The organism is Arthrobacter sp. 179 (assembly GCF_052379645.1).
Taxonomy (GTDB): Bacteria; Actinomycetota; Actinomycetes; order Actinomycetales; family Micrococcaceae; genus Arthrobacter_H.
In genome coordinates this window covers 1-12,498 of sequence record NZ_JBQSYU010000025.1, presented here as the reverse complement: position 1 = coordinate 12,498, position 12,498 = coordinate 1, and the positions used below count along the sequence as shown (strand labels likewise).

At 68.1% G+C, this 12,498-nt stretch carries 12 protein-coding genes and 1 tRNA gene; 7 read left to right on the top strand and 6 right to left on the bottom strand.

Annotated elements, in window-relative coordinates:
- Nucleotides 1-24: 24 nt before the first annotated feature.
- Together ACT3UE_RS13380 and ACT3UE_RS13375 are read right to left on the bottom strand one after the other, a co-directional pair.
- Nucleotides 25-1,203, bottom strand: a complete 1,179-nt coding sequence (locus tag ACT3UE_RS13380; RefSeq protein WP_444561415.1) for a site-2 protease family protein — start codon at nt 1,201-1,203, stop codon at nt 25-27.
- A complete protein-coding gene (locus tag ACT3UE_RS13375) occupies nt 1,200-1,931 on the bottom strand; it encodes an HAD family hydrolase (RefSeq protein ID WP_444561416.1) in 732 nt (243 codons plus the stop codon). Before ACT3UE_RS13375 ends, ACT3UE_RS13380 begins: the two co-directional genes overlap by 4 nt.
- A 60-nt stretch (nt 1,932-1,991) precedes the next feature.
- Here ACT3UE_RS13375 and ACT3UE_RS13370 point away from each other — a divergent pair, with 60 nt between their 5' ends.
- A complete protein-coding gene (locus ACT3UE_RS13370; RefSeq protein WP_444561417.1) occupies nt 1,992-2,891 on the top strand; it encodes a PAC2 family protein in 900 nt (299 codons plus the stop codon).
- 44 nt (nt 2,892-2,935) lie between these two features.
- Nucleotides 2,936-4,165, top strand: a complete 1,230-nt coding sequence (locus ACT3UE_RS13365) for an FAD-dependent oxidoreductase (RefSeq protein WP_444566868.1) — start codon at nt 2,936-2,938, stop codon at nt 4,163-4,165.
- 22 nt (nt 4,166-4,187) lie between these two features.
- Here ACT3UE_RS13365 and mshC read toward each other — a convergent pair whose 3' ends face one another.
- The 3 genes from mshC to ACT3UE_RS13350 all read right to left on the bottom strand — a co-directional run bounded on the left by mshC (nt 4,188) and on the right by ACT3UE_RS13350 (nt 6,684).
- Nucleotides 4,188-5,447 (bottom strand): cysteine--1-D-myo-inosityl 2-amino-2-deoxy-alpha-D-glucopyranoside ligase, encoded by a 1,260-nt coding sequence (mshC, locus tag ACT3UE_RS13360; RefSeq protein WP_444561419.1) that lies wholly within the window; start codon nt 5,445-5,447, stop codon nt 4,188-4,190.
- Between the two features lie 40 nt (nt 5,448-5,487).
- Nucleotides 5,488-6,312 (bottom strand): undecaprenyl-diphosphate phosphatase, encoded by an 825-nt coding sequence (locus tag ACT3UE_RS13355; RefSeq protein ID WP_444561420.1) that lies wholly within the window; start codon nt 6,310-6,312, stop codon nt 5,488-5,490.
- Between the two features lie 72 nt (nt 6,313-6,384).
- Nucleotides 6,385-6,684, bottom strand: a complete 300-nt coding sequence (locus ACT3UE_RS13350; protein WP_444561421.1) for a hypothetical protein — start codon at nt 6,682-6,684, stop codon at nt 6,385-6,387.
- A 41-nt stretch (nt 6,685-6,725) separates the two neighbouring features.
- Here ACT3UE_RS13350 and ACT3UE_RS13345 point away from each other — a divergent pair, with 41 nt between their 5' ends.
- On the top strand, nt 6,726-6,971 hold the full coding sequence (locus ACT3UE_RS13345) for a DUF5703 family protein (protein ID WP_444561422.1): 246 nt from the start codon (nt 6,726-6,728) through the stop codon (nt 6,969-6,971).
- Between the two features lie 71 nt (nt 6,972-7,042).
- Here ACT3UE_RS13345 and ACT3UE_RS13340 read toward each other — a convergent pair whose 3' ends face one another.
- Complete coding sequence (locus tag ACT3UE_RS13340) at nt 7,043-8,371, bottom strand: M20/M25/M40 family metallo-hydrolase (RefSeq protein WP_444566867.1); 1,329 nt, start codon at nt 8,369-8,371, stop codon at nt 7,043-7,045.
- A 159-nt stretch (nt 8,372-8,530) separates the two neighbouring features.
- Here ACT3UE_RS13340 and ACT3UE_RS13335 point away from each other — a divergent pair.
- The 4 genes from ACT3UE_RS13335 to ACT3UE_RS13320 all read left to right on the top strand — a co-directional run bounded on the left by ACT3UE_RS13335 (nt 8,531) and on the right by ACT3UE_RS13320 (nt 12,427).
- Nucleotides 8,531-8,615 (top strand) — tRNA-Leu (locus tag ACT3UE_RS13335).
- A gap of 226 nt (nt 8,616-8,841) precedes the next feature.
- A complete protein-coding gene (locus ACT3UE_RS13330; RefSeq protein ID WP_444566866.1) occupies nt 8,842-10,542 on the top strand; it encodes a peptidoglycan DD-metalloendopeptidase family protein in 1,701 nt (566 codons plus the stop codon).
- A gap of 74 nt (nt 10,543-10,616) precedes the next feature.
- Entirely contained in the window at nt 10,617-11,894 is a 1,278-nt protein-coding gene (locus tag ACT3UE_RS13325) for a glycosyltransferase (protein WP_444566865.1), read from the top strand.
- A gap of 122 nt (nt 11,895-12,016) precedes the next feature.
- Nucleotides 12,017-12,427: a DUF308 domain-containing protein gene (locus ACT3UE_RS13320; protein ID WP_444561426.1), complete on the top strand. Its 411-nt coding sequence runs from the start codon at nt 12,017-12,019 to the stop codon at nt 12,425-12,427.
- Nucleotides 12,428-12,498: the final 71 nt, after the last annotated feature.

Below are 12,498 nucleotides of genomic sequence, written 5' to 3'. Positions count from 1 at the left end.
GGCTCGTTCCGTTGGCTGGATGGTTCATGAACCGGACTTCTTGCCGGTGATGGCGGAGACGACGGTCCGCTGGAGCAGCAGGCCCACGATCCTGCCGTTGCCGTCGACGACGGCATATTCGCTGCCGTCCAGGCTGGCCAGGTAGGTCACCAGGTCCCGCCCGGACCGGCTGGCGGCCACGACGGCCCCGGGGGCCAGGGCCCGGGCCACGGTCCCCGCCGCAGTGGTGGAGCGCAAGGTCCCGGGCACGGCAGCCAGCGAGGTGCGGTCCACGACGGCTTCGGGCCGGCCGGTGGCCGAACACAGCAGGACATGCCCCGGGGAGCGGGCCAGCCGGTGGTCGATGTCCGTGACGACGGCGGTGCCGGGCAGGGCGGTGGCCGGCTCCATGAGTTCCCCGGCCCCGATCCGTGGCAGCCGCAACCGCATGCGGGCATCGTTGATGGCCCCGCTGGCCCCCACCCAGAGGAACCCGCAGAGCAGCACCGCGATGATGGTCACTTGCAGGTTGATCGGTTCCCGGTTGAACAGCGGGAGCACCACGAAGTACAGGCCCAGGGCGATGACGATGATCCGTCCCGCCCAGCCGGCGGCCACGGTCCCCTTTTCCTGCGAACCGGTTCCCGCCCAGACGGCGGATTCGACCAGTCGGCCGCCGTCGAGCGGCAACCCGGGCAGGATGTTGAAGATCGCGACCAGGAGGTTCGCCCACACCAGGATGGTCAGCAGCAGCCCGGTGACCCCGATCGGATCCAGGTTCACGATGGCCAGATACCCCAACCCCGCCAGCAGGAAGTTCGCTGCCGGCCCGGCCAATGCCACGAGCAGGGACTTCCCGGGGGTGGCATGGAAGGAACCGAACTGGGTGTGTCCACCCCACAGGGTGAGCACGATATGGGCGTTGGGCCAGCCGAAGGCAGTGGCACAGAGGGCATGGGCCAGCTCGTGGATCAGGATCGACAGGGCCAGCAGGACCGCATAGCCGAAGGACACCGCGTAGGCGCCCAGACCGATTCCCGGCAGGATCCGCATCACATCGGGGGTGAAGACCAACAGGATGAAGCCGGCGATCAGGAACCAGGACCAGGCCAGATAAACGGGGATGCCGCCGATGCGTCCCAACGGGATGCCGGGGCGGCGGGACTTCTCCTGGCCGGGGACCGGGGTGTCGTGGTGGCCCGACTGCTGCGCGGAACCGCTCATCCGGCGGCGCCTTCGGGGGCGACGAAGGAGTCCAGGTCGCCGGCGGTGACACCGGCGAGTGTCGGCCAGACCGTCCAGTTGCCTGTCGCGGGCAGGGTCGAATAATGCGGAACGGCGATGGTGGGGGTTCCACTGGCCGCCGCCGAGCGGACCCCGGGATCGGAGTCCTCGATGGCCACCACCCGGTGGCGCTGCAGCGAGGGGACCTGCCCCGACATCCGGTCCATCGCCAGGTGGTACGGCGCCGGATCCGGTTTGCCGGCGGGGACCTGGTCCCCGGTGATCAGGAATTCGAAGGTCCCGGACGGGAGGGAATCGGCGACCAGCTGGGCCATCGGGCCCTCGGACATGGTGACCAGGGCACACGGCACCCCGTGGGCGCGCAGATCGGCCAGCAGCTCGCGGGCGCCGGGACGGAAGACCATGTGCTCGCGCAAACCACGGACCACACTGGCGGTCATCTCGTCGATGATCTCGCGGATCTCGAGGTCGACGCCGGCCTCACGCAGGACCGCTGCGCTGGTGGGCAGCGCCTGGCCGATCAGTTCCTGGGCTTCTTCATCGCTCCAGGTCCCGCCATGGCGGTGGACCAGTTCCTTCTCGGCGGCGATCCAATACGGCTCGGTGTCCACGATGGTCCCGTCCATGTCCCAGAGTACGGCTTGCAACCCGTCATGGGCATCAAAAACGTTCGTGGTCCGTGGGGCGTGGGTGGGGAAGGCACTCATGCCTCGATTCTACGTGGGCGGGCACGTTGCCACGGCCACCGTTCGCGTTAGGGTGAGAGCGTGGCTGAGAATAATGATTCGCAGGGCTCGCTCACCGAGCTGATTGCGGCCGAGGCGCCTCCGGGAAGCGGCCGACGGCCCACCATCATGGTGGTCGCCTTCGGTGGCTGGAACGACGCCGGCGAGGCCGCCAGTGATTCCCTGCGATTCCTCGCCCGGCACTTCGAGGCCAAGAAGGTCGCCGAACTCTCGGAAGACGATTATTACGATTACCAGTATTCGCGTCCGTCGGTCCGGCGCAATGCCGCAGGCAAGCGCACGATCCGCTGGCCCAGCACCCGGATGTTCCGGGCCGAGATCCCCGATACCGGCGTGGACCTGTTGCTGGTGCGCGGGGCGGAGCCGACCTACCGCTGGCAGGCCTTCACTGCGGAACTGCTCACCCAGGCCGAACTGCAGAACGTGAAGGCCGTGGTCCTGGTGGGGGCCTTGTTGGCCGATGTCCCGCACACCCGCCCGCTGCCGGCCAGCATCACCAGTGAGGACGGGCATCTGCGGGCGCTTCTCGGCGCGGACCGCACCACCTATGAGGGACCCACCGGGATCCTGGGCGTCCTGGCGGAGACCGCCGACTCGGCGGGCCTGCCGACCCTGTCGATCTGGGCCGCGGTCCCCCACTATGTGGGCCATTCACCCTCCCCGAAGGCGACCCTGGCGTTGTTGACCCAGCTGGAGGCGGTCCTGCACACGCCCTTCGATCTGACGCTGCTCACCGAGGAGGCCGAGGCCTGGCAACGCGGGGTCAACGAACTCTCCGAGGAGGATCCTGAGGTCGCCGCCTATGTCCAGCAGCTGGAGGAGACCCAGGACGCCACCAAGCTGCCCGAGGCCAGCGGAGAGTCGATCGCCCGCGAATTCGAGCGCTATCTGAAACGGCGCGACGGCGGAACCGAAGGCTAGCCCCACCGCAGCGTCCGGAACAGGCCGGGGAAAGGCACGGAACCATGGTGGAGGACACCCCGCTCACCGGGCAGCTCGAGGCCGCGGCCCGGGACCGGTTGCGCGTACTCGTGGTGGGGGCCGGGGTCGCCGGCGTCTGCGTGGCAGGACTGCTGCGGCGTCGCGGGCTGCATCCCGTAGTACTGGAACGATCCCCCCGCGGTGCGGACGAGGGCTACATGCTGGGGCTGATGCCGCTGGTCGAAGCACCGTTGCGCCGGCTGGGGGCCAGGGACCGTTACCTCCGGCAGAGCGTGGCGATGCATCGCTACCAATTGCGCTCCAGCCGGGGCCGGGTGATCCGCACCTACTCCTTCGACGGGGTGTTCGCCCGCTACGGCAGGTACGGCGGCATCGGGCGCGGGGAGCTGATCGAGGCGATGGCCGGCCCCGGACTGCCGGCCACCCTGGGGGCGTCGGTGGCTGCGTTGGTCCAGGATGCCGCCGGGGCCACCGCGAGGATCCAGACCCCCGACGGCCCGGTGGTGGCCCGCTTCGATCTCGTCATTGCCGCGGACGGGATGAACTCGACCACCCGGGCGCTGGTGGTGGATCCCGCCGACGTCGAGAGGTTCGATACGGGGTGGGGTGGTTGGGTCGCCTGGTCCGACGCCGGGACGGACACCACCAGCAACGACCTCTATGCCGAAACCTGGGGCCGCGGGTTTTTCATCGGACGTTATCCGGTCCGTCACCGGGTGGGTGTCTTCGTCGGCGGGCCCCGCGGTCGGACCGACGCCGGTCCGGCCGCCTTCGTCGACCATCTCCGGACCCGGATCGCCGAGCTGGACCGTCCGACGGCGGACGCCCTGGTCGCCATCGAATCGGCCGATTCGCCTTTTCTCTGGAAGCTCGCTGATGCGCGCAGCCCCCGCTGGGCGCTGGGGCGGGTCATCCTCTTGGGGGATGCGGCCGCCGGCTTCCTGCCGACCGCAGGGGTCGGCGCCGCGATGGCCATCGAATCGGCGGCGGTGCTCGATACCCATCTGGCCGGGGTCCCGGCCACCGGCGTGGCCCGCGCCTTGCTGGACTATGAGCAGGCCCAACGCCCGCGGGTACTGGCCGCCCACGAGAATTCCCGCCGGCTCGCGAAACTGATGTTCGCCACCGGGCGGGCGTTCTGTAGTCTGCGGGACCTGGCGGCACGTTTCATGACGGTCTCCACGGCGCTGGGCCCGATCATTTCCTTGCACCGGAGCGCCCCGCTGACTTCGTCCCTCCGTCCCCGGAGGTGAGCCCCGGGGCGCGGGGGCGCCGCTACGCCAGTTTCAGCCCCAGCAGGGCATCCAGTGCGGCCAGGACCGTGGTGGCTCCCTGGGCGGTGGGATCATTGCCGGGTGCTTCGGCGGCCCATTCGTCGAGGGCCGCCAGTGCCGAGGGGGAATCCAGGTCGTCGGCCAGATGCGTGCGCAGTTGTGCCACGAGTGCTTCGGCCCGTTCCGGCGTCGTCCCGGCAGCCCGGGAGCGCCAGGCGGCCAAGCGGTCCTTGGCCTGGCTCAGCAGTTCATCGGTCCATTCCCAATCGGTGCGGTAGTGCTGGCCCACCAGGACGGCGCGAACGGCCATGGGGTCCTCCCCCGCGGCCCGCAGCTTCGACACCAACACGAGGTTGCCCAGTGACTTGCTCATCTTTTCGCCGTCCAGGCCCACCATCCCGGTGTGGACGTAATGCTCGGCCAGCGGCTTCCCGTCGCCCGCCGTGGCGTGGCCCGCGGAGAATTCGTGGTGCGGGAAGATCAGGTCGCTTCCTCCCCCCTGGACGGTGAAGGGGGCGGGCAGGAAACGCCGGGCGATCACCGAGCATTCGATATGCCACCCCGGGCGGCCTTCACCCAGGCCCGCTCCGTCCCAGAAGGGTTCGCCGGGTCGGCGCAGCCTCCATAGCAGCGGGTCCAGCGTGTTCTTCTTTCCCGCCCGCTCGGGGTCCCCGCCGCGTTCGGCGAAGAACGTGGCCATGGTCTCCTGGTCGTAACCGCTCACCGAACCCAGGCGCCAGACCTCGGAGGCGGCCGCGTCGGAGTCGAAGTAGACGTCGCCGTCGGGCTCGTCCCCGGGGCCGGGCACCCGGTAGGCCAATCCCGCCTCGAGGAGGTTCTCCACCACCGGGACGATCCAGGACACGGACTCGACGGCGCCGATGTAGTGCTCGGGCGGGATCACGTTCAGCGATTCCATGTCCCCGCGGAACAAATCGGTCTGTCCTTCGGCCAGGTCCTTCCAATCGACGCCGGTTTCGGTGGCCCGTTCGAGCAGCGGGTCATCGACGTCGGTGACGTTCTGCACGTAGGTCACGTCCAGTCCGGCGTCGCGCCAGAAACGGTAGAGCAGGTCGAAGGCGACATAGGTGGCGGCATGGCCCATGTGGGTGGCGTCGTACGGAGTGATCCCGCAGACGTACATGCCCGCCTGCTGCTCCGTGGCCGGGGTGAGGACCTCTCCCCGTGAGGAGTCGAAGATCCGCAACGGCGGAGGGGTTCCAGGGAGGGTGGGAATGCTGGGCGCGGGCCATGCGTGCACGAAGGATCGGCCTTTCGAAAGCGGGGTATGGAAGGGGGAATCAGGCGCTGATGACGTTGAAACCCAGGAGGAGGAACAGCACCAGACCCAAAGCGATCCGGTACCACACGAAGACACTGTAGCTGTGGGTGGAAACGTATCTCAGGAACCACCCGATGATCACGAAACCGACGGCGAAGGCAATGACGGTGGCGAGGATGGTTTCCGCCCCGGAATAGACGCTCGGCTCACCGAAGCTCTTGAACGCCTGGAACAGCCCGGAGGCGAAGACCGCCGGGATGGCCAGCAGGAAGGAGTAGCGGGCGGCCGCCTCGCGGGAGTAGCCCATGAGCAGACCACCGGTGATGGTGCCTCCCGAGCGGGAGACCCCCGGGATCAGGGCCAGCGCCTGGGCCAGGCCGAAGAGGATGCCGTGCTTGACGGTCAATTCCTTCAGCTCGCGCTTCTGTTTGCCGTAATAGTCGGCGATGGCCAGGAAGACGCCGAAGACCACGAGCATCGTGGCCACGAGCCACAAGGATCTGAAGGTCGTCTCGATATCGTCCTGGAAGAGCAGCCCCAGCACGCCGATCGGCAGTGAACCGACGATGATGAGCCAGCCCATCCGTGCGTCGGGGTCGCTATGCGGGATCTTGCCGGTGATGGCCCGGAACCAGGCCCGGATGATCCGCACGATGTCACGCCAGAAGAACATGACGACGGCGGTTTCCGTGCCGAGTTGGGTGATCGCGGTGAACGCGGCCCCCGGATCCGCTGCATTGGGCAGGAACTCCCCCACGATGCGCAGGTGGGCGCTGGAGGAGATGGGGAGGAACTCGGTCAGTCCCTGGATCAGGCCCAAAAAGGCCGCTTCAAACCAATTCACGCGTGAAACACTACTTCACCCGGCAGGGCCCGGGCCCACTTATGTGGGGTGTGCCGCATGGAAGGGGACGGTTCAGCGGCGGTCGTCCGTCTCGGAGGCGTCGTCCTCGTCGTCGGAGTCGTCCAGGTCGGGACCATCGTCGTCATCGTCGTCGAGGTCGTCATCGTCGGAGTCGTCGTAGACGTCCAGCGGGGTGACTTCACCATAGGTGTCGTAGAGGGAGTCCTCGTACTCCTCGAAGGCGTCCATCATCCTGTAGGCGGCGCTCTCCACCGCGGGGTCGTCATCGCCCCGGCGTGAGGACACGGCGGAGAGATGTTCTTCGAACGAGGCAACCAGTGCCTGCAGTGCAACACGCGGATCAGTGCTCATGGTCTAGACGTTACCCGTAGAGCGAGCAGAATGGAGGCAAGATGATGAAAAACTCCCCCACAGCAGCACGGAAGTCCACCGACCACGCGGCGGGCTTCGAATATCTGGTCCTCACGGTCCGTCCCGGCCAGTCGATCGCCGATGCCCGGCGTGAACTGGCCGAGCACGCCGAATACGGAAAATGGGAATTGCGCACCACCCGCATCTACATGGGCGGGATGCGCCGATACTGGATGCGCCGCCGCGTCATGCGGGTGACCAGCACCCTGGACAGCTTCCCCGCCTGAACAACGCCGAAGCGGGGCCGGGCTTCATCCTTCCGGACCCTGCCCAGCCGCCCTTCGGGCCCCGAGGCACCCTAGTAGGTGCGCAGCAGCCGGGACAGGACCCGGGTGCCGAATTTCAGTGCGTCCACCGGGACCCGTTCGTCCACACCATGGAACATGCTGGTGAAGTCCAGCTCGTCGGGTAACTGCAGCGGGGCGAAGCCGTATCCCGTGATTCCCAGCCGGGACAACGATTTGTTGTCGGTGCCGCCGGAGAGCATGTAGGGCAGCACGACGGCCCCGGGATCCTCGGCGGAGATCGACGCGACCATGTTGTCCACCAGCGATCCGGAGAAGGGGACCTCCAGTGAGGTATCCGAGTGCTCGGTGGAGAAATCGACTCCGGCTCCTGCCAGTTCGCGCAGGGTCTCGTGCAGCAGTTCGTCGCGTCCGGGCAGGGTCCGGCAATCCAGGAAGGCCTCGGCGGCGCCGGGGATGACGTTGTGCTTATAGCCGGATTTCAGGGCCGTGGGATTCGAGGTGTTCTGCAAGGTGGCCCCGACGAACCGGGACACATTGCCCAACGCATCGAGCAACGGTTCCGGATTCCGTTCGTCGAACTCGATGCCCGTGAGCTCGGAGACACCTTCCATCAGTGCCCGGGTGGTCTTCGTGTATTCGATGGGCCATTCATGGGCGCCGATGCGGCTGATGGCCCCAGCCAGCCGGGTCACCGCGTTCTCGTCGTTGATCTGCGATCCGTGTCCGGCGCGGCCCCCGGCGTGCATGGTGAGCCAGTGCAGTCCCTTTTCCGCGGTTTGCAGGAAGTAGGCCCGTCGCCCGCCGACGGTCGAGGAGAACCCCCCGACTTCGCTGATGGCCTCCCCCGCACCGGCGAAGACCTCGGGATGGTTCTCGACCATCCACCCGGCCCCGTAGGTCCCGCCGGCCTCCTCATCGGCGAAGTAGGCGAAGATGAGGTCGCGTTGGGGTTTCACCCCTTCACGGTGCATTTGCCGCTGCACGGCCAGGATCATGGCGTCCATGTCCTTCATGTCCACCGCGCCCCGCCCCCAGATCAGCCCGTCCTTGACCTCGGCGGCGAACGGGTCGACGCTCCAGTCCTCGGCCTGGGCCGGGACCACGTCCAGATGGCCGTGGACTACCAGGGCCGGCAGCGAGGGATCCGTGCCTTCCATCCGGGCCACGACGCTGGCACGGCCCGGGGAGGATTCATAGATCTTCGGGGCGAGCCCTCCCCCGGTCATCAGCTCGGCGACGTACTCTGCTGCCGGACGTTCGGGGCGGGCGTCGTTGCCGCCGAAATTGCTGGTGTCGAAACGGATCAAGGTACGGCAGATTTCTTCGACTTCGTCGGCTGCCGTGATGCCTGCGGCACCGTGGTTTCCTAGCTCGGTCATGGCCTGGCCTTCCGGGTTGTTCGGGTGGTTCCAGCCTAGTCATCCGTGGAAAGAGGGTGGAATTGGGAACTGCCTCACCGACATGTTAGAGTCTTACTCGCTGCTTTCGCCGGGCAGGAAGTCCCACGAGTACTCCCGACCGGCCGAATCGCACCACCTGCGCGGGTGGCGGAATAGGCAGACGCGCTAGCTTGAGGTGCTAGTCCACGTATAGTGGGTGGGGGTTCAAGTCCCCCTCCGCGCACGAAATGAGCCCCGGTTCTCCGGGGCTTTTTTCATGCCCGGGCGCTGCCCCACCCCGCGGCGCTCACCCCTCCCTCCGATTTCCGGTCGGCACCTCTGGTCCAAACTCCCGGGCACGGGTAGCGTGATCTCCACCACTCCGCGGACGACAATGAGTGTCGCAATGCGGGCATAGGGGCCGACCACTCGGGGGAAACATGGGTGCACGGGTGCCAGAGCACCAGCAAGTGCCTCGCCACGCTCCGTCACGCCCGTCCAGCAAAGGCCCACTGCTCAAATGGTTGGGTCTGGCCACGGCGGGCGCACTGCTCATCGGCACGGCCCCGGCCGCCGGCAGCCTTCCCGCACCCGACCCCGCGGCCGCTGCGACCAGCACCGCCTCCACGGAATCCAGCCCGAGCCGTACGGTCCAACCCGACTTCGCCATGGTCGCCGGCACCTCCCCGCTCCGTGACCCTTCTGCCGGCTCCGGCCTCGGCGGCGGGGACTGGTCCCCGGGCTACCAACCGGAAATCACCTCCATCGTCAGCCCCGACGGCAGCCCGGCCGATGGAGAGGGCCTGCCCTCCCGACGCGGCGCCGAGCACGTCACCACCGGTCCGGCGGGTTTGTTGCCCGGCGGACTGGCCCTCGCCCCACCGGTGGAAACCACCCGGATCACCAGCGGTTTCGGCTGGCGGTTGAATCCGACGGGCCCCGGCTCCTACATCCATATCGGTCAGGACTACGGGGTCGCGTGCGGGACCCCGGTCCGGGCGGCTGCCGATGGGCGCGTCGTCCAATCGGCCTGGGCCGGACATTCAGGCCAACGCGTCCGCGTGGATCATGGAAGCGGCGTCGAAACCGCGTACAGCCATAATTCGCTGCTCGTGGCCCATCAGGGTGACCGCGTGCACCGGGGCGACCTCTTGGCACTGTCAGGCACCACGGGCAACTCCACCGGGTGCCATGTGCATTTCGAGGTCTACCTGCACGGCAAATGGGTCGACCCGGCGAAGTATCTGCCCCGGGTCCCGGGCCAGAAGCGGCCGGTCTCCGAACAGGAGCTACGCCAGATCGCCAAGAGCCGGACTTCCCCGTCCCCCTCGCCCACCCCCTCGCGTACGACGACGGCGGCCTCCTCCAGCGCTCCGGCCGCATCGCACCGGGCCGCGGCGGCCCCGCAGCCCTCGGCGTCGAAGAGCCCCACCGCTGCCGGCCCTGCCCCGAAGGACCCCACACCGGGTACACGCCCACGGCCCGGGCAAACCAAGGAATCCGCGAAGCAACAGGCCCCCGCACATTCCACGGACGTGGAACGGAAACCGCGCTCGTCCTCGACGAAGCCCACCCCCTCGGCTCCTGCTCCGTCCAGCACCCCGACCACGACTCCGGTGAAATCCCCCTCGCCGACACCGGGCAAACCACCAACCAAGGCACCGGCCAAGACGCCGACGAAGACACCGCCGGCCAAACCCACCCCCTCCGCGGCGCCGACCCCCACGGTCACCCCGACGCCCTCGGTGCCGCCGACCTCCACTCCGACCCCGACACCGTCCCCGACCGCCGGTGAGCCGAGCGCTTCGCCGGATCCGGGCAGGGATGAGCCAGCGACCTTGGACGGGCTCTGCCTCGCCTACGAGGACGAATACCTCAGCGGGGAAGAGGACACGGCAAAGGCCCCGGAGCCCCCGGCATCCCGTGTCCTGGGGACGATCGAGATGACTCTCCTGACCCGGGCCGTCAAGGCCCACCCCTGGGCCGGGGACTCGCCCGATACGGAGGAATTCGCGGCGCCCCTGACCGTTGAGGAGGTGGCCCGCCACTGCGGCGAATGGTTCCCTGACGAAGTTGACGGCCAGACGCCGACGGCTGATGTCTCGGCCCTGGTGAAGGCCTTCATCGCGAAAACCAAGAGCACGAAGGACACCGGGGACACCGGCAAGTAGTACCCGGGCGGCCGTTCGGACTAGTCTTCAGGGGAACGCTTGGCCATCCTCCACCCAGCCCTTCCAGGACCTCCATGACGCACGCCCCTCATCCGGCCACCCACCTGCCGGATCCCGAGAATTCGCCACCGCTGCATGTGGCGATGCTCTGCCTGCATACTTCTCCGTTGGACCAGCCGGGCTCGGGGGATGCCGGGGGAATGAACGTCTACGTCCGTGAGGTCGCCCTGGCCATGGCCTCCTCCGGACTGCTGGTGGACATCTTCACCCGTGGCCCCCGGGGCACCGAGTCGGTGTCCTTGAACGAGCAGGTGAGGGTCCACCATGTCCCGGCCGGCCCCGACGGCCCGCTGGCCAAGGAGGATCTGCCCGACCACCTTCCGGAGATCACCGCAAGGATCGCCGGCGGCGACCATGGACCGTTCGACATCATCCACAGCCACTACTGGATGTCGGGGATCGTCGGTCTGGAACTGGCCAGCCGGTGGGAACTGCCCCTGGTCCACACCATGCACACCCTGGCGAAGGTCAAACGCCGGCTCCAACAGGATGCTGAGGAATCGGATCGCCGGGTCGAGGCCGAGACGCAGTTGGCTCGCCGGGCCACCCGACTGACGGCCAACAGCCAAGCCGAGGCCGATGAGCTGGTCACCGACTACGGCGCCGAGCCCTCCCGCATCGACCTGGTGGTCCCCGGAGTGAATCTGCAGACCTTCCACCCCGAAGGGCCCCGGATGTGGGTCGCCGACGCGGGACACACCCCTGGTCCGGCAGTGGATCCCCTGCGGCTGGTCTTTGCCGGGCGCATCCAGAAGCTCAAGGGACCCCAGGTGCTGTTGCGCGCCCTGGGGCTGCTGGCGCGCACCCGGCCGGACATCGAGGTGGAGCTGGCAATCATCGGCTCCCGCAGCGGCTCGAAGGACCTGGACCTGGCGCGGCTGATCGATGAAGAACAGCTCCAGGAGATCGCCCACCTGCTTCCGCCGTCGCCGGCCGACGAGCTGGCTGCCTGGTTCCGGGCCGCCGATGTGGTGGCCGTGCCTTCCTACAGCGAATCCTTCGGCCTGGTCGCCATGGAGGCACAGGCCTGCGGGACCCCCGTGCTGGCCCATGACGTCGGCGGCCTGCGCCATAGTGTCGCCGATGGCTCCACCGGGGTCCTCGTCCCCGATCTCTCGGCGGAAAGCTGGGCCGAGGCCATCGCCCACGCGGCGACGCACCGGGACGACGTCGCACGGATGGGCCATACGGCCGTCGCGAGATCGCATGGATTCAGTTGGATGCATACGGCCACGGCGACCCGGGCGAGTTATGCCAGGGCCACCATCGATTCGGACGAGGTAGCCCCCTGACCCCGAGGGTGTGCTGGTGCCCTGCCGGTTCCACGAAGGACGCCCCGACTCCCGGCCCGAAGTCTCCCACGGCCCGGCTCCCCCGTTCGGGGGGCACCGGGGTTTCGGTCGAAGAAGTTCAAGTGGCCAATAGTCTGACAGTTGCCCCGTCCAGGCCCGTCGGGAATGCCCTGTGGTGGCGTGGACTGGTGTCGATCGTCTTCGGGATCCACGCGATCGTCGATGGCGTGGCGGCCGGCTCCCAGTGGTTCAGCGCGCGCCGCGATCCGAGGCCGCGGCGGCACTCGGAATGGATCCTGGCCGGTGCCGTCATCTCAGTCCTGGCCGGCCTGGTCGCCCCCGGCTTGACGGCGTTGGCCGTGGCCCTGTTCGTCGGTGCCTGGGCCATGATGCTGGGCATCACGGAAGTGGTCGTCGCCATCGCCGCCCGCTGGACGACGTCCTGCTGGTGGGCGGGGTTGGTCTCCGGGATCCTGGCCATCCTCTTCGGGCTGGCGGGCCTCCAGATCCGTCGATCCATCCGGCGCGCCTAGCCTGGCCGGTGGTGTGTCGCCGGTTTTGCTCCGACCACAAACCACCGGCCGCCTCGCCGGGTCGGCAGTGA